17 protein-coding genes are annotated in these 17,012 nt (G+C 59.9%); 5 read left to right on the forward strand and 12 right to left on the reverse strand.

The genetic code is table 11. The features are described 5' to 3' along the window. Positions 1 to 504: 504 nt before the first annotated feature. From msrQ to PMI20_RS28740, 6 genes are all read right to left on the reverse strand, one after another. Complete coding sequence (gene msrQ / locus PMI20_RS28715) at positions 505 to 1,128, reverse strand: protein-methionine-sulfoxide reductase heme-binding subunit MsrQ (protein ID WP_007924609.1); 624 nt, start codon at positions 1,126 to 1,128, stop codon at positions 505 to 507. After that, on the reverse strand, positions 1,128 to 2,141 hold the full coding sequence (gene msrP, locus PMI20_RS28720; protein ID WP_007924610.1) for a protein-methionine-sulfoxide reductase catalytic subunit MsrP: 1,014 nt from the start codon (positions 2,139 to 2,141) through the stop codon (positions 1,128 to 1,130). The genes msrQ and msrP overlap by 1 nt, the downstream gene beginning before the upstream one ends. Before the next feature lie 63 nt (positions 2,142 to 2,204). Then, entirely contained in the window at positions 2,205 to 3,062 is an 858-nt protein-coding gene (gene pssA / locus PMI20_RS28725; RefSeq protein WP_007924611.1) for a CDP-diacylglycerol--serine O-phosphatidyltransferase, read from the reverse strand. Between the two features lie 145 nt (positions 3,063 to 3,207). Next, the gene (gene ilvC, locus PMI20_RS28730) at positions 3,208 to 4,224 is read right to left on the reverse strand and encodes a ketol-acid reductoisomerase (RefSeq protein ID WP_007924618.1); all 1,017 of its coding nucleotides are present in this window, start codon (positions 4,222 to 4,224) and stop codon (positions 3,208 to 3,210) included. 45 nt (positions 4,225 to 4,269) lie between these two features. Continuing rightward, positions 4,270 to 4,761, reverse strand: a complete 492-nt coding sequence (gene ilvN, locus PMI20_RS28735; RefSeq protein WP_007924620.1) for an acetolactate synthase small subunit — start codon at positions 4,759 to 4,761, stop codon at positions 4,270 to 4,272. Positions 4,762 to 4,763: 2 nt separating this feature from the next. Next, positions 4,764 to 6,488: an acetolactate synthase 3 large subunit gene (locus PMI20_RS28740; RefSeq protein ID WP_007924621.1), complete on the reverse strand. Its 1,725-nt coding sequence runs from the start codon at positions 6,486 to 6,488 to the stop codon at positions 4,764 to 4,766. Between the two features lie 403 nt (positions 6,489 to 6,891). On the opposite strand from PMI20_RS28740, the gene PMI20_RS28745 reads away from it, so the two are divergent. Then, on the forward strand, positions 6,892 to 7,314 hold the full coding sequence (locus PMI20_RS28745; RefSeq protein WP_007924622.1) for a DUF4124 domain-containing protein: 423 nt from the start codon (positions 6,892 to 6,894) through the stop codon (positions 7,312 to 7,314). Positions 7,315 to 7,332: 18 nt separating this feature from the next. On the opposite strand, the gene PMI20_RS28750 is transcribed toward PMI20_RS28745, so the two are convergent. Genes PMI20_RS28750 through mrcB form a run of 3 tightly spaced genes read right to left on the reverse strand, consistent with a single transcriptional unit; the run spans position 7,333 to position 10,740 of the window. Then, on the reverse strand, positions 7,333 to 7,668 hold the full coding sequence (locus PMI20_RS28750) for a YqcC family protein (protein WP_007924623.1): 336 nt from the start codon (positions 7,666 to 7,668) through the stop codon (positions 7,333 to 7,335). Beyond that, positions 7,668 to 8,399, reverse strand: a complete 732-nt coding sequence (locus PMI20_RS28755) for a tetratricopeptide repeat protein (protein WP_007924627.1) — start codon at positions 8,397 to 8,399, stop codon at positions 7,668 to 7,670. The genes PMI20_RS28750 and PMI20_RS28755 overlap by 1 nt, the downstream gene beginning before the upstream one ends. A 16-nt stretch (positions 8,400 to 8,415) precedes the next feature. Beyond that, positions 8,416 to 10,740 carry a penicillin-binding protein 1B gene (mrcB, locus tag PMI20_RS28760; RefSeq protein WP_007924629.1) on the reverse strand — a complete coding sequence of 775 codons (2,325 nt, stop codon included), beginning with the start codon at positions 10,738 to 10,740 and terminating at the stop codon, positions 8,416 to 8,418. Between the two features lie 117 nt (positions 10,741 to 10,857). On the opposite strand from mrcB, the gene PMI20_RS28765 reads away from it, so the two are divergent. The 4 genes from PMI20_RS28765 (at position 10,858) to PMI20_RS28780 (ending at position 14,150) form a co-directional block, all read left to right on the forward strand. Next, the gene (locus tag PMI20_RS28765; protein WP_007924630.1) at positions 10,858 to 12,414 is read left to right on the forward strand and encodes a bifunctional aminoglycoside phosphotransferase/ATP-binding protein; all 1,557 of its coding nucleotides are present in this window, start codon (positions 10,858 to 10,860) and stop codon (positions 12,412 to 12,414) included. 90 nt (positions 12,415 to 12,504) lie between these two features. Continuing rightward, positions 12,505 to 12,849 carry a pentapeptide repeat-containing protein gene (locus tag PMI20_RS28770; RefSeq protein WP_007924632.1) on the forward strand — a complete coding sequence of 115 codons (345 nt, stop codon included), beginning with the start codon at positions 12,505 to 12,507 and terminating at the stop codon, positions 12,847 to 12,849. Positions 12,850 to 13,061: 212 nt separating this feature from the next. Further along, positions 13,062 to 13,334: a TfoX/Sxy family protein gene (locus PMI20_RS28775; RefSeq protein ID WP_007924634.1), complete on the forward strand. Its 273-nt coding sequence runs from the start codon at positions 13,062 to 13,064 to the stop codon at positions 13,332 to 13,334. Positions 13,335 to 13,349: 15 nt separating this feature from the next. Beyond that, positions 13,350 to 14,150, forward strand: a complete 801-nt coding sequence (locus tag PMI20_RS28780; RefSeq protein WP_007924636.1) for a Crp/Fnr family transcriptional regulator — start codon at positions 13,350 to 13,352, stop codon at positions 14,148 to 14,150. Positions 14,151 to 14,376: 226 nt separating this feature from the next. Here the strand turns inward: PMI20_RS28780 and PMI20_RS28785 are convergent, their stop codons facing one another. The 3 genes from PMI20_RS28785 to PMI20_RS28795 are packed head-to-tail and all read right to left on the reverse strand — an operon-like array spanning position 14,377 to position 17,012. Next, positions 14,377 to 15,240, reverse strand: coding sequence for a ChaN family lipoprotein (locus tag PMI20_RS28785; RefSeq protein WP_007924638.1), 864 nt, complete (start codon positions 15,238 to 15,240; stop codon positions 14,377 to 14,379). A 21-nt stretch (positions 15,241 to 15,261) separates the two neighbouring features. Further along, positions 15,262 to 16,029, reverse strand: a complete 768-nt coding sequence (locus PMI20_RS28790) for a heme ABC transporter ATP-binding protein (RefSeq protein ID WP_007924639.1) — start codon at positions 16,027 to 16,029, stop codon at positions 15,262 to 15,264. Beyond that, positions 16,029 to 17,012 carry a FecCD family ABC transporter permease gene (locus PMI20_RS28795; RefSeq protein WP_177323787.1) on the reverse strand — a complete coding sequence of 328 codons (984 nt, stop codon included), beginning with the start codon at positions 17,010 to 17,012 and terminating at the stop codon, positions 16,029 to 16,031. The genes PMI20_RS28790 and PMI20_RS28795 overlap by 1 nt, the downstream gene beginning before the upstream one ends.

The following is a 17,012-nucleotide window of genomic DNA, read 5'->3' on the forward strand; positions in this document are numbered from 1 at the left end:
GCTCAGCAATCGTTGGTTACATCTTTGATTTCTCGCGGAGTAACTTGTGATGCTGATAATCTTTCTGACTATCAGTCTGACTCCACAAGCACCCACACGAATTGCTTGATTCAGTTGTTAAAGAGCGGTTGGTTAAGTCTTTCGCCTCAACCGAGGCGCGCATTCTACAGCAGCCTCTGTATCTGTCAAGCGGTTATTTTAAGAAGTTTTCAAAGTTTCCTTTGCAACTTCAACCACTTGCGCTTCCGATCTCTCGTCAGCGGGAGGCGAATTCTACAGCGTTACACGCTGCTGTCAACACCTCTTTTTCTCCGCTTTCGACCGAGAAGATCGAATCGTTAACTCGGCGAAAACTTACTGCCGAATCAACTCCTTCGGGCTTCGATGAACTGAAGCGTAACCACTGTCGAAAATCGCGTAACTCGTTGAATCTCAAGGAGTTTTCCGTTTCGACTGCGCCGGAAGTGGGGCGAATTATAGACTTCCAGAATCTGCCGTCAACCCCTAATTACGCTTTTGTTGCAAAAGATGGTTTTTCCCCACTAAACGCGGGATTCGCCGTGTCACCGGCGGCACCCGCAACAGTAACAACAACGCGCCAATAGAGGCGTAGATAGCCCACTCTTTAAGATCAGCCCGAACAATCCAGAGCATATGCAGTAAACCCAGCCCGAGAATGAGATACACCAACCGATGCAACTTCTTCCAACGACTGCCCAGGCGACGCTGGCTGTATCGATTGGAAGTCACCGCCAAGGCCAACAATCCGAGAAAGGCCAGGCTTCCTACAATAATGTAGGGCCGCTTACGCAACTCCACGCCCAACTGCGACCAGTCGAGCCCGAGGATAAATACAGCGTAAGCACTTAAATGCAGCACTACATAAGCAAAGCACCACAAACCAAGCTGGCGTCGTACCGCGATCCACCCCGCCCATCCCGTGAGTTTCTGCAGGGGCGTCATGCTCAGGGTGATCAGTAAAAAGATCAGGGTACCCAGACCCAATCGATCGACCAGTACCTTTCCCGGGTCGGGCCCGAGGGCGGAGGCCCAAGCCTGGTACAACCAAAGCAAAGGCCAGATAGCAGCAACGATGAAGACGCCAAGGCGCCAGAGTGGGTAGCGCATCAGTAATTCTTCCGCAGATCCAGGCCGGTATATAAAGAAGCGACTTCATCCGCGTAGCCATTGAACATCCGTGTCTCACGCACGTTGGGACTGAACAGACCGCTAGGCAATCGACGTTCGCGTGCCTGAGTCCAGCGAGGGTGATCAACCGTGGGATTCACGTTCGCGTAAAAACCGTACTCATTGGCAGCGATGCTTTGCCAGGTGGTTTTCGGCTGCTCCTCTACCAGACTGATACGCACGATGGACTTGATGCTCTTGAAGCCGTACTTCCACGGCACCACTAAACGTAACGGCGCGCCATTCTGGTTGGGCAACTCACGGCCATACATCCCCACGGCAAGAATCGCCAAGGGGTGCATCGCCTCATCCAGGCGCAGCCCTTCTACATAAGGCCAATCGATCAGAGCAAAACCCGAACGTTGACCGGGCATGCTTTTAGGATCCTGAAGGGTTTCGAAGCGGATGAACTTGGCCTTGGAGGTTGGCTCGACCTGCTTGAGCAATTCGGAGATCGGGAAACCGATCCAGGGAATCACCATGGACCAGGCCTCGACACAACGCAGCCGATAGATCCGCTCCTCCAACTGATAAGGCTTCATGAAGTCTTCCAACGCATAACGCCCTGGCTTGCCCACCTCCCCGTCCACCACCACGCTCCAGGGCTCGGTTTTCAGCGCACCGGCATTGGCAGCCGGGTCGCCCTTGTCGGCACCGAACTCATAGAAGTTGTTGTAGTGGGTGGCATCCTTGAACGGAGTGATCGCCTCATCCTTGACGTTGACCGCCTGCCATTTGGTTTCCGGCAGTTTCTGCGCAAACCATGACGGCGCCTTTCCAGGCTCGACATCTGGATAGCGCCCAGCGTCTTCGGCACTGGCCCAACGTGGCAGCGCACTGGCAGCCAGGCCAGCAATGGCCCCACCCAACAGGCTACGGCGAGAGAAATAAAGAGATTCAGGCGTGACGTCTGACTCTTTGCAGTCAGACGACTTGGGGATTTTGATCAACATGGCAACTCCGCAGTATTGGAGGACTGATGCACCAATAGACTGCGGAGTATGGGGGAAATTACATTAAGGCAACGTTTTGCGTCGACGAAGACGCAGCAGGTATTGCACCGGACCGGACGCCGCATAAGCGAGGAAAACCAGCAGCAGAATCCGCGGCGGATCACTGAAGACCACGGCGAATACCAGAACCACGGCGAGAATCGCCACGAAAGGTACACGCCCCTTCAGGTCCAACTCCTTGAAGCTGTTGTACTTGATATTGCTGACCATCAGCATGCCGGCCGCCGCCACCATCAGCGCCACCAGGAACGACATCTTCGAACCCTGGATGCCGTAATCGCTGAACGCCCAGACAATACCGGCCACCACACCCGCCGCGGCCGGACTGGCCAGGCCGATGAAGTAACGCTTGTCGGCAGTCCCCACCTGGGTGTTGAAACGAGCCAGACGCAGAGCCGCGCCAGCTACATAGATGAAAGCGACCATCCAGCCGACCTTGCCCATGTCGCCCAGCGCCCAACCGAATGCCAACAAGGCAGGCGCAACGCCGAAGGCAACCATGTCGGACAGCGAGTCATACTCGGCGCCAAAAGCGCTCTGGGTATTGGTCATGCGGGCCACGCGCCCATCCAGACCGTCGAGCACCATGGCGACAAAAATCGCGATGGCCGCGAACGCGAAATACCTGCTCGCTCCTGCCGCGTCCCCGGCGCTCAATGCACTTTGGGCACTCATGGAGTTGATGATCGAGTAGAAACCGGCGAACAGGTTCGCGGTGGTGAAGAGATTCGGCAGCAGATAGATACCACGATGCCGGACTTTACGGCCTTCAGCGTCATGCCCTTCTTCGACATGCTCATCGATGGGTAGCAGGCTTTCGGCGTCAGAGGCCTGGTTTGGCTCTTCGGGACGTTCGCTCATGGACATTACCTTGCAACGGTGTGAAAAGTTTCGACGATACCCAGGGTCACGATTGGACCACAAAGGATCCAGCTTTATACCAGAACCTGTCTATCCAAACGAAAAAACGCGGCCTAGGCCGCGTTTTCCCTGACAAGACTCGAACTTAGTTCTTGGCTTTGTCGACGATTTTGTTGGCACCGATCCACGGCATCATCGAGCGCAGTTGCTCACCGATGATTTCGATACCGTGAGCGGCGTTGTTACGACGCTTGGCGGTCATCGATGGGTAGCCGGTAGCACCTTCGCTGATGAACATCTTGGCGTACTCGCCGTCCTGGATACGCTTCAGGGCGTTGCGCATGGCCTGACGGGATTCGGCGTTGATCACTTCAGGGCCGGTCACGTACTCGCCGTATTCGGCGTTGTTGGAGATCGAGTAGTTCATGTTGGCGATACCGCCTTCGTACATGAGGTCAACGATCAGTTTCAGTTCGTGCAAGCACTCGAAGTAAGCCATTTCCGGCGCGTAGCCAGCTTCGACCAGGGTTTCGAAACCGGCCTTGACCAGCTCGACGGTACCGCCACACAGAACAGCCTGCTCACCGAACAGGTCGGTTTCAGTCTCGTCCTTGAAGGTGGTTTCGATGATACCGGTACGGCCGCCGCCCACGCCTGCCGCGTAGGACAGAGCAACGTTCTTGGCGTTGCCGGAAGCGTCCTGGTAGATAGCGATCAGGTCAGGGATACCGCCGCCCTTGACGAACTCGGAACGTACGGTGTGGCCCGGGGCCTTCGGCGCGATCATGATCACGTCGAGGTCGGCGCGCGGAACGACCTGGTTGTAGTGGATCGCGAAGCCGTGGGAAAAGGCCAGGGTGGCACCCTTCTTGATGTTCGGCTCGATTTCGTTCTTGTACAGCTGGGACTGGAATTCGTCCGGGGTCAGGATCATGACCAGGTCGGCGCCGGCAACGGCCGCGGCAACGTCGGTCACTTTCAGGCCATGGGCTTCAGCCTTGGCAACGGTGGACGAGCCTTTACGCAGGCCAACGGTGACATCAACGCCGGAGTCTTTCAGGTTGCACGCTTGAGCGTGGCCTTGGGAGCCGTAACCGATGATGGCAACTTTCTTGCCCTGGATGATCGAGAGGTCGCAGTCTTTATCGTAGAAAACTTTCATGAATTTCCCCTATATCAGGCCGTTCAGGCCGTTCGCTAATTTGAGTTAGATGCTGAGTACTTTATCGCCACGGGCAATGCCGGTGACGCCACTGCGTACGGTTTCCAGAATCGAGGCGGTGCCGATCGACTGGATGAAACTGTCGAGCTTGTCGCTGGTACCGGTCAATTGAACGGTATACACGCTGGCACTGACATCGACGATCTGCCCACGGTAAATATCGGTGGTGCGCTTGACCTCGGCGCGCTGGGCGCCAGTGGCTTTGACCTTGACCAGCATCAGCTCGCGTTCGATGTGAGCGCTTTCCGACAGGTCGACCAGCTTGACCACTTCAACCAGCTTGTTCAGGTTCTTGGTGATCTGCTCGATGATTTCATCATGCCCCACGGTAGTCAGCGTCAGACGCGACAGGGTCGGGTCTTCGGTCGGCGCCACGGTCAGGCTTTCGATGTTGTAGTTGCGCTGCGAAAACAGGCCAACCACACGAGACAAGGCGCCCGGTTCGTTTTCCAGAAGCAAGGAGATAATGTGCCGCATGATTAAGTACGCTCCGTCTTGCTCAGCCACATATCGCGCATGGAGCCGTCTTTGATCTGCATCGGGTAGACGTGCTCGCTGGTATCGACCTGGATGTCGAGGAACACCAGGCGATCTTTCATGGCGAACGCTTCTTCCATCTTCGGCTTCAGATCCTTCAGGTCCGTGACGCGAATGCCCACGTGCCCATAGGCTTCGGCCAGCTTGACGAAATCAGGCAGCGATTCCATGTAGGAATGCGAGTGACGGCTACCGTAGTTCATGTCCTGCCACTGCCGCACCATACCCAGCGCACCGTTGTTCAGGTTGATGATCTTGACCGGCAGGTCGTACTGCAGGCAGGTCGACAGCTCCTGAATGTTCATCTGGATACTGCCCTCGCCCGTTACACAGGCAACGTCAGCATCAGGGAAACTCAGCTTGACGCCCATGGCCGCAGGGAAACCGAAGCCCATCGTGCCCAGGCCACCGGAGTTGATCCAGCGATTGGGTTTGTTGAACCGGTAGTACTGCGCCGCGAACATCTGGTGCTGACCCACGTCGGAGGTCACATAGGCATCGCCCTTGGTCACTTCGCAGAGGGTCTCGATCACGGTCTGCGGCTTGATGATGCTGCCGTCGCCCTTGTCGTAAGGGAACAGGCCGCGATCACCGCGCCACTCCTCGATCTGCTTCCACCAGCTGGCGACTGTGTCCTTGTTCGGGGTTTCGCCGATTTCCTTGAGGGCCGCGACCATTTCGGTCAGGACGCTCTCTACCGGACCCACGATCGGCACGTCTGCCTTGATGGTCTTGGAGATGGACGCCGGGTCGATGTCGACATGGATGATCTTGGCGTTCGGGCAGAATTTCGCCGGACCGTTGATGACACGGTCGTCGAAACGCGCGCCGACTGCCAGGATCACATCGGCATGGTGCATGGTCAGGTTGGCGGTGTAGCTGCCGTGCATGCCGAGCATGCCGACGAACTGACGATCGGTGCCAGGGTAGGCACCCAAGCCCATCAGGGTATTGGTGACCGGCAGGTTGAGCATTTGTGCCAGTTCGGTCAGCGGCGCGGAGCCGCCACCGAGGATCACGCCGCCGCCGGCGTACAGCACAGGACGCTTGGCCGCCAGGAGCATTTCTGCCGCCTTGCGGATTTGCCCGGAGTGACCACGAACAGCCGGGCTATAGGAGCGCAGCTTCGCTTTTTTAGGGAAAACGTATTCGAACTTTTCAGCCGGATTGGTCATGTCCTTAGGGACATCGACCACGACTGGACCCGGACGACCGGATTGCGCCAGGTAGAACGCCTTCTTCATGACTTCCGGGATTTCCGAAGCGTGCTTGATCATAAAGCTGTGCTTCACGATCGGCCGGGAGATACCGATCATGTCGGTTTCCTGGAACGCGTCGGTACCGACCATGGTGCTAGGCACCTGACCGGAAATGATCACCATTGGAATGGAGTCCATATAGGCAGTGGCGATACCGGTGATGGCATTGGTCGCGCCAGGGCCGGAAGTCACCAGTACCACACCGGCCTTGCCGGTGGCACGGGCGTAGCCGTCAGCCATATGGGTAGCCGCTTGCTCGTGACGAACCAGGATGTGGGTCACTTCCGGTTCTTTGAACAGGGCATCGTAAACATGAAGGAGAGCACCACCCGGGTACCCATAGATATATTTGACGCCTTCGTCACGCAAAAAGCGGACGAGCATCTCACCGCCAGATAAAAGCTCCACGTTGTTCACCTCTAAAACGCCAGAATACCGCCCTCTTGAAAGGGGACGGGTCTTAATAGGTTTACTTCTCAGCAGAGCATGAGCGACGGTGGTCGCCGACTACGTCAGCACTGACTGAGCAAGTATTGGGAGTGCCCCAAGTGTTGCGGGGTTTTCCCACCCAGCGCGAGGTAACGCGTTGCGGGTGTAGCAGGTCGGCGCGGATGTGCGCCTCATGTTCTGCCGAGTGGGTCTGCTTCTGGCAGTCCCTCTACAGCGGACTTTGGATTCTTCTGTTTCGCCCTCTGCAAGTCAAGACGTCAATGTGCTTTATTCGAACTAAGCGCATGAGAACGCAAGAAAAAACCTGTAAACCGCGAGTGTCTGCGCTTCAATTGCGCAATCCTGAATAAGGAATTCAAAAATGCGAACCTTCGCCATGACCGCTGGCCTGCTGCTCGCCATGAGCCTCCCGTGCCAGGCCGGCCAGATTTACAAATGGGTCGACGCCCAGGGAGTCACCCATTTCGACGCCCAGCCACCCCAAGGCGTGGGCAGCACTGCCATCACCCTGCCAAAAGCGCCGAAAGGTGCAAGCAGTACTCCGCCGCCCGACAAGCCAGGCCCTCAGCAACAAGTCATGGACAATCAGGCCAAGCAGCAGCTCGCCAGGCAGGAAGCCGAACGCAGGCGTTTTTGCACACAGGCACGGGCCAGTCTGACGCAGTTGCAGAACAACCCGCGCCTGAGCGAGAACACAGAGGGGGGAATGCGCCGCCTGACCGAGGAACAACGGCAGCAGCGCATTGCGGAAACACAGAAGGCGATAGACAACCACTGCCGCTAGGCAGTGGTTGCAGAAGGTTTAGCGGGCGCCGCCGATCAGTTGGTCAAACTCCTTGAGCAGGCTCTGCAACTGAAGGTCCCGGCCCTGCATCGAGCGACCGGCGAATACCACTTCGGCCATTTCCTGGATACCCGAGGCGTTGGGCAAAGGCAGATCCTGCTCAAGAATCGCCTTCATCCGCGGCAGGAAGATCCACTGCAGCCACTGCTCGAACTCCAGCGTATCCACGGCAAACGGCTCGACACTGGCCAGCGCTTCGGCACTCGGCGGAGTGTCATCCCACAACCCCTGTAACCGCATCTCACGCTCGATCAACAGCAACTGATCGGCAATTTTTGGAAAACGTGCATCCATCAGAGCGACACCTTGGCTTTTTGCCGGGCCTGAGCGGCACCGGCGGCATCGCCCTGTTTCTCGCGTGCCTGGGCAATCAATGCCCACAGGCTGGCCTGCAGATCCGGACGACCGTTGGCGAAGCTCAGGCCGCGACGGGCAAACTGTTCAGCCTGCGGGGCATCGCCCTGGGCCATGCGCACCTGGGCCAGGCGATACAGCACTTGCGGCTCACGCGGCGCGACACGCTGGGCGCGCTCAAGACTGGAGGAAGCACCGTTCAGATCGCCACTCGCCTGTTGCTGCTGAGCGGTGGTCAACAGGGCCAGCACCGGACCGTCCAGCTGCTCATCGGCGGACAGCCCGCCGGAGCTGGCCGAAGGCACTCCGCTCGGCGTCGGCGGCAGGCTGTAGCTGCCCTGATTGATCGGCGCGGACTGGATCGGCGCGGTATCGATAGGACCTGGGGTGATCGGGCCCGGGGTGATCGGTGCGCTGCTGATCGGCGCGGCAGTGGCCGCAGCCCCGCCCGGCACCATCACCACCACGCCCGAGTCCTGGGGAATACTTTGAGCCTGAGCTTGCGCAGGACGCTTGATGGTCGTCTGACGGAAGCCGCCATTGGCCGAAATGCGTTCGCTGTTGGACACCGCGGTACCGGAGTCCACCACCGGAATCGAGCCACGCTGCACGCTGGCACAACCATTGAGCAAAGCCAGAGCTGTAATAGCTGGAATCCACCACTTGTTCACGTCAAACCCTCTTCGCTTAATTCATCCAGCCCTTGACCCAATCCATCACCGACTCGCCGGACGCCGGGCTTTCGCCACCGCATGCCGGACCGGGAGGAGGTTCGCTGCCGCGAATATACGGCATCTGTACCGCGCCCGGACAGTTGGCATCCGAGCCCTGCCCGGTCCGTGAGTCGACCCAGGCCTGCACCACGTTATCCGGTTGTGGCATATCCAACGGCAACGGGTCGGCCTTGCGCATGAAACTGGTCCAGACCTGCAGCGCACCGGTGGCGCCGGTGAACGGTGTCTTGCCGTTGTCATCACGCCCCAGCCAGACCACGGCCAGCAGATCCTGGCTGAAACCGGCGAACCAGCTGTCGCGGGAATCGTTACTGGTACCGGTCTTGCCCGCCAGCGCCAGGGAGCGCGGCAGCACGTTGTAGACCGAACTGCCGGTACCTTCGCGCATGACGCGCTGCATCGCGCTCTGGATCAGGTAGATCGAGCCTGGATCGAAACGTTGCTGGATCTGGAACGGATAACGCTTCAGCGGTTCGCCCTCAGCGGTCAGCACGCTACGGATCCCGCGCATCGGGGTATTGAAACCGCCGTTGGCCAGGGTCTGATACATGGTGGCGACTTCCATCGGGCTCAAGCCCCCCGCCCCCAACAGCATCGAAGGGAACGCCGGGAATTCGCGGGTGACACCAAGGCGCCCCAGGGTTTTCAGCACGTTCGGCACACCGACTTCCAGGCCCAGGCGCGCGGTCGACAGGTTATAGGAATGCGCCAGCCCCTGATAAAGGAAGACCGTGCCGTGGGAACGACGGTCGTAGTTCTGGGGCTTCCACACCTGTCCGTCGCCCCCCTTCACCGAGAACGCCTCGTCGGAGAGCCAACTGGTCAGTGTGTATTGGCTGGGTTTCTCCAACGCCGTCAGGTAAACCGCGGGCTTGATCAGGGAGCCGATCGGCCGCACCGCATCCAGCGCCCGGTTGAAACCGGCAAAACCGGCCTGACGGCTGCCGATCATGGCCTGGACTTCGCCGGTTTCCGGGTTGGTCACCACCATTGCCGCTTCAACTTCATCCGATCCCTTGCGCCCGGCCAGGCGCTTGAAGGTATCCCCGACCGAAGCCTCGGCCTTCATCTGCAGAATCGGGTCGAAGCTGGTGAAGATCCGCAGGCCTTCCTCGGTCAAGTCTTCGTCGCGGTAATCCTCACGCAGCTGACGCTTCACCAGGTCCAGGAAGCCCGGGAACGAGCTGTCCGCCAGACTGCCGCGCTTGGTCACGCCCAAGGGCATTTTCTTCGCCGCTTCGACCTGCTCCGGCGTCGCCACACCCTGCTGCGCCAGTAGATCGAGCACCAGGTTACGCCGCTCCAGCGCACGCTCCGGATAACGACGCGGGTTGTAATAGGACGGCCCCTTGACCATCCCCACCAGCAAGGCGATCTGATGCAACTTGAGTTCGGCCAGCGGCTGGCTGAAGAAGAACTGGCTGGCCAGGCCGAAACCGTGCACGGCACGCTGGCCATCCTGGCCGACGAAGACCTCGTTGAGGTACGCCTCGAGGATCTCGCGCTTGTCGTAATGCAGCTCAAGCAGCAGGGCCATCATCGCTTCGGTGAGCTTGCGGCTCAGGCTGCGTTCGTTGGTCAGGTAGAAGTTCTTGACCAACTGCTGGGTCAGGGTACTGCCGCCCTGGCGCATGGCGCCGGACGAGGTATTGACCCACACCGCCCGGGCGATCGACTTGGGCGACACGCCAAAGTGGCTGTAGAAATCCCGGTCCTCGACCGCCACCAGGGTTTCCAGCAGATAAGGAGGCACCTGATCGATCTTGATCAGGATCCGGTCTTCGAGATTCTTCGGATACAGGCCGCCGATCAGCAGCGGCTCCAGGCGTACCACGGCCAGTTTCGAGCCTTTGCTACCTGACAGCTCGGCCACGTAGTCACCGGAAAAACGCACCCGCACCGGTTGCGCCTGTTCCATGCCTTCATAGAACTGGAAACCGCGGGTATTGAGTTCAACGGTGTTACCACTGACCGACGCAGCACCAGGGCCATTGACCACGCTTTCGCGGCGATAGCCGAGTGCGTCGAGTTCGGTGAGGAAATCGTCCTTGCTGAGCTTTTGTCCGACGAACAGCTCCAGCGGGCGCGCATAGACCTTGGCCGGAATGGTCCAGCGCTTGCCGGAGAATTTCTCCTGGACCACGGCATCGAGATAAACCGCAAAGCCGGCGAGCACCACCAGAGCGACCAGACCGAGCTTCAAGGCCCAGCCCAGCCAGGGGCGCGGGCCACTAGACGGACGTTTTTTAGCGGAACGGGGGGATCGAGTACGAGTCATGGCGGCGGATTATACGCACTTTATTCATCGTCAACAGGAGCGGCCCGAGGTTTGCGTTAGCCCTGTCAGCGGCCATAATGACGCCCTTGTATTTTCCCCGACTCTGAAGGATCGCCTGTGAGCCAATCCCTGATCGCCGCCCTGCAAAACCCGGCCCTCTACCCGCATTCCGTAGACGGATTCCAGGTCATCGAGACCCATATCTCCTGGGTCCTGCTCACCGGTCCCTATGCCTATAAGCTGAAAAAGCCGGTCAACTTCGGCTTTCTCGATTTCACCGGCCTTGAAGCGCGCGGGCACTTCTGCGGCGAAGAGCTGCGTCTGAACCAGCGCCTGACCGATGATTTGTATCTGGAAGTGTTGCCGATCACCGGCAGTGCCGAAGCGCCGCAGATCGCAGGGGACGGCCCGGTTATCGAATACGCCCTGAAAATGCGCCAGTTCCCGCAAAGCCAACTGCTCAGCACGCTGCAAGCCAATGGCGAACTGACCACCGCGCACATCGACGAAATGGCCCGGCAGATTGCCAGGTTCCACCTCGAAGCCCCGCGGGTCCCGGCAGCCCACGAAGCCGGCACCCCGGAAAGCGTCATGGAGCCGGTGCGTCAGAACTTCGAGCAGATCCGCCCATTCCTCAGCGACAAGGCCGACCTGCAACAGCTCGAAGCCCTGCAAGCCTGGGCCGAAAGCAGCTTCGAACGACTCAAGCCACTCCTCGCCAAGCGCAAGGCCGAAGGCTTCATCCGTGAATGCCACGGCGACATCCACCTGGGTAACGCAACGCTTATCGATGGCAAGGTGGTGATCTTCGATTGCATCGAGTTCAACGAGCCGTTCCGCTTCACTGACGTCTATGCCGACACCGGTTTCCTCGCCATGGACCTGGAGGACCGCGGCCTGAAATGCCTGGCACGCCGTTTCATCAGCCAGTACCTGGAACAGACCGGTGACTATCAGGGCCTGGAGCTGTTGAATTTCTACAAAGCCTATCGCGCCCTGGTACGAGCCAAGGTCGCCCTGTTCAGCATGCCGGCCGACGCCAGTCCGATGCAGCGCGCCACGGCCCTGCGCCAGTACCGCAACTACGCCAACCTGGCAGAAAGCTACAGCACCATTCCATCGCGCTTCCTGGCGATCACTTCTGGCGTTTCCGCCGTTGGAAAAAGCCATGTGGCCATGCGTCTGGTGGAAGCCCTGGGCGCCGTTCGCCTGCGTTCCGATGTCGAGCGCAAACGCCTGTTTGGCGAGCAGCAGGTACAGAACGATCCGAATGCCGGCATTTATAATGCCCAAGCCAATACCGCGACCTATGACCGCCTGCATGAACTTGCCGGTATCGTCCTGCGCGCCGGTTTCCCGGTGGTCATCGACGCCACCTACCTCAAGCGCGACCAGCGTGATGCCGCGGCCAAGGTTGCCGAAGCGACCGGCACGCCTTGCCTGATCATCGACTGCAATGCCCCGCAGGCCGTCATTGCCAGCTGGCTGGCACAACGCCAGGTCGATCGCAACGACCCCTCGGACGCGACCCTGGCCGTGATCGAACAGCAGCAAGCCAATCGCGAAGCCCTGAGCGCCGAGGAAGTGCTGCGCAGCAAGCGCGTCGAGACCAATGAAAGCGGGAGCCTCGACGCCCTGGTCGCGAACATTCGCCAGCGTCTCCCAGGCTTGTAATCAACTATTTCAGCCGTGAAATCGCAAAGGCTTCACGGCTGAAAAATAGTGGCACTATACTGGCGTCATAATTCCAGCAGGTGACGCCCCATGAGTCAGCCCAAACTTCTCGATACTCCCCTTTACGCTTTGCTGCACAAAGACGACATCGACGGCTTTAACCGGGAACGCCCGAAAGACCAGACTGTCGACATGCGCGGCGGCGATTTTCGTGGGCTCGACCTGCGTGAACTGAATGCCGACGGCATCGACTTCACCGACGCCTACTTCCGTTCTGCCGACCTGCGCGGCCTCGACCTGCGTAATTCCTCCATGGAAGGCGCCAGCCTGGCCCATGCGCAAATCTCCGGCGCCTACTTTCCGCCCGAACTGACTGCCGATGAAATCCTGATGTCCGTCAACTTCGGCACTCGCCTGCGCTACCGCACCAAGTAATCGCCCCTTTTTGCTCCGAGGTCCGGCGCTCTCTGCCTTACGCTGGACTTGGTCTTCTCCCGCCCCCTCTTCCCTCTGTTTCTGGCGTACTTTCCTCTGTCGCCTTAGAAGCTTTTGCGCCAAAACCGACCAAAGAACAGCGCTTTTCCTACTGAGCGCTACACTCCTTTGAGACTTGCCCACGCACCATTCGGCCGTCGCAAGGAGGCTTGATGAATGATGAATTGCAACACCTGAAAAACCTTGGCAAGACGTCGGCACAATGGCTGCATGCGGTGGGCATCCATAGCGCTTCGGACTTGCGCCGCCTGGGGGCGGTGGATGCCTATCGGGCCGTGCGGACCCGAGGGTTTCGAGCCTCGAAGGTGCTGTTGTACGCCATTGAAGGCGCACTGATGGATGTGCACTGGAATGACATTCCGGCAGAACGCAAGGAAGCACTCAACAAACAGCTGGATGCCATTTCTTCACGCCAAAAGAACTGACCTGGCAGGCTTTTTATGTATTTACTGGGGGAACAACCGGCTTACGCCGATGCCTTGATCAATCAGTTGCAGAGCATCCCGCCGCGCCTGCTGGAAGGCCTGCTGCCGTCCGGCGATGTGTTGGAAGTGGCCCCTTCCAAAGACCTCTCCAGCAGCCTTGCCGACAGCCAGTTGTTCCTGCTCGGAAGCGGCCAGGTACAAGCCAGCGTCGATGAGCGCCCACTGTTTTATCTGCATGAAGGCGATCTGCTCGGACTGCGCCGAGGAGCTGAGTTGCCTCACTGGCAACTCAGCAGCGAGCAGCCGTTGAGCCTGATCCCCTATCAGCGTTCCGCGGTGTTCCAGCATCTGTATGCCGACGAACAGCGGGCCGAACTGTTTCTACAGTACCTGATCGGACAAACCGCCCTGCTCTCCGATGCCGTTGCCCGCCTCAAGCAGCCCGAGTTGCGCAACAGCAACGGCTTTCAACGCGTGGCCAAGGGCGAAGTGCTGATTCGCCAGGGCGATGACGCCGATCATGTGTTCGTCATCATCGAAGGGCACGCCGAAGCCTTTGTCGACGGGCACAAGGTCGGGGATGTGCCCAAGGACGAGATCTTTGGTGCGATGGCCATTTTTACCGGGGAGAAACGCAACGCCAGCGTGATTGCCAGCGAGCCATCCACCCTGATGCTGATCCCCAAGAGCCAGTTTCTCAGCCTGACCCAGAGCAATCCACGTATCGCCCATAGCCTGATCGAAAGCATGGCACGGCGAATCGACCTGTTGAACAAGGAAGTCAGCCGCCTGCACAGCCTGAGCGCTAACCTTTGAAGCCCCGTTTTACAAGCAATCCAAACGAGCGTTTGGCGGAATTCACAGAAACAGGAAAAACTTTGTTGACTTGGAAATGAGAATCGTTATGATTATCACAGCTGATCGCGAGATCAGTCGATAACCTGGAAGACCAGTGGTTCGGACTCTCAGATTATCTCCTCATCAGGCTAATCACGGTTATTTGACCCGGCTCTTGCCGGGTCTTTTTTTGCCTGAAAAAAGCCTACTGGCGCATCTGGGCGCAGTAGTCCTTCTCCGGCAACCGCGCGCTGTACCACACGTAATCCGCGCTTTGCGGCGATACGTGCATGCCCTTCTGCGCCAGCATCAGTACCACGGTGCCGTTCGATGCGTCGAGGTCCCGCAGGTGAACCGGCACCCCGACATCCCTGCGTGCATGAAAGGCCCCGGCAAACAGCAGCGCCGGCGTCGGTGCCGCCAGCAAGCGCTCGGCCATGCGTCGGTCGCGCTGCTGCTGAACCGCCAGCATCGCTGGCATCTGGCTTTCGGGCAGCAGGCCACAATGGGAGTCACGAACTTGCTGCAGCAACTCATTGCGCACCAAGGCGGCATTCGAGTGCTCGCCACTCAAGGCTGGTGCCTGGCGATAGATGTCGCGAACTTCGGAGCTATCCAGATTGGCGGCCAGCAACGGATAAGGCTGGAGCAACGCATAGCGCACGACAGGTCCGTACAGCGCCCAGTCCCACCCCGGCGACCAGGCCAATGCGCCTGGCAGATCATCGGACAAGCCCTGCGCCGCCTTGTGCTGGCGGAGCGAGTCGACCCGCGGCTGCTGGTCCGGCATGAGCATCTCCAACAGCAGGCTGCCTTGCCTACGCTGGGTCGCCATCGCCTGCAACAACCACAGCTGCAAGGCGTGATGCTCGGGGTGGTCATGCTGCTCGCCGACAATCACCCGCGGCGCCCGGGCCAGACGAATGACCAGTTCCTCTGGAGTCAGGAGCTTTCCACTGCGCAGGTCCTGAATCGCCCCGCGTTCAGCCTGGACCGGAAGTTCAGGCATGACCGGCACGCCCTCGCAGGCGCCCAGCAGCAACACACTCAGGATCAATAACACACGCATGTGGCGTCTCCGCGAATCGCCTCAGCGGGCGATGATCAAAGGGTGGCCGCGCTCGGGATGCGCCTGCACCAACACCTCCAGTCCGAACACCGCCTTGAGCGGTTCGGGCCGCAGCACCTGCGCCGGACTGTCCAGCGAGTGGGGCCGCCCGCCTTCGAGCAGCAACAGGCGATCACAATATCGCGCGGCGAGGTTCAGATCATGCAGGATCACCAGGACCGCGACCCCACGATCGGCAAATTCGCGGATGGCCTGCAACGTGACATGTTGATGCAAGGGATCGAGGGCCGAGGTCGGCTCATCGAGCAACAGGGTCTGACCGACCGCGCCCGGCCACAGCTGCGCCAACACCCGGGCCAGGTGCACGCGCTGACGTTCGCCGCCCGACAAGGCCACATAGCTGCGACCGTGCAGGTGCCCGGCATCCGCCGCTTGCAGGGCCTGCAGGACGATCTCGTCATCCCGCGCCCGGCCGCTTTGATAAGGCAGGCGCCCCAGGCCGACGACCTCTTCGACCCGGAAGGCGAACTCGAGCGTCGAACTTTGCGGCAACACCGCCAGCCTTTGCGCCTTTTGCCCGCCGTCCCACCTGGAGAGCTCACGCTGATCCAGCCAGACCTGACCCTGATCGGGTTTCAGCTCGCCGCACAAGGCCGCCAGCAAGGTGCTTTTGCCCGCGCCATTGGGCCCTAGCACTCCCAGCACTTCACCGGGCTTGAGCTCGAGGTCGATCCCTTCCAGCACGGTTTTCCTGCCACGGCGCACCGCCAGATTTTCCGCTCGCAGCATCAGGCGCGCCCTCGCAATAACAAAAACAGAAAGAATGGCGCCCCGATGAAAGCAGTCACGATGCCGATGGGCAGCTCCGCAGGCGCCAGCGCCAGGCGCGCCACCAGATCCGCCAACAACAGCAGGCTGGCGCCGGCCAGTATCGACGCCGGCAACAAGGTCCGGTGGTCAGGCCCCGATAGCAGTCGCACCAGATGGGGCACCACCAGCCCGACAAAGCCGATCAACCCGGCAGCAGCGACAGCCGCGCCGACCCCCAGCGCGGTACAGAACACCAACTCCCGCTTCAGCCGTTCGACATCGATCCCCAGATGACCGGCTTCAGACTCCCCCAGCAGCAAGGCATTCAAGGCCTTGGCCCGGCGTGGCAGCCACAATGCCACGGCCGCGCTGATCAGCAGCAGCGGCCACAACCTCGAATAACTGGCACCGTTGAGACTGCCCAGGTTCCAGAACGTCAGGGTGCGCAAGGTCGCGTCGTCGGCCAGGTAGGTGAAAAGGCCCACCGCCGAGCTGGCCAGCGCCGTCAACGCGATCCCGGCCAACAGCATGGTCGCCACATGGGTCTGGCCGTTGCGCCGCCCCAAGCGGTAGACCAGCCACGCCACCACCAGACCACCGAGAAAGGCACAGAACGACAGCAGGTAAGGACCGATCGCTTCCGGCACGCCACCCAGCAACGAGCCACCGACGATGGCAAAGGCCGCGCCCAGCGCCGCGCCACTCGAAACGCCTACCAGCCCCGGGTCGGCCAGGGGATTGCGAAACAGCCCTTGCATCGCCACGCCGGACAGGGCCAGGACGCCCCCTACGGCCAACCCCAGCAAGGTGCGTGGCAGGCGAATCTGCCCGAGGATCAGTTCAGCCTGCTCCAGCCCCTGCCCCTCAATAGGCAGGCCCAGCAAACGCAGGGCGGCACGCAGGGTGTCGAGCAACGGCAGGCTGACCGGCCCGAGTGCCAGGGACAGCCAGATCGCCAACAG

Source organism: Pseudomonas sp. GM17 (assembly GCF_000282175.2).
Classification (GTDB): domain Bacteria; phylum Pseudomonadota; class Gammaproteobacteria; order Pseudomonadales; family Pseudomonadaceae; genus Aquipseudomonas; species Aquipseudomonas chlororaphis.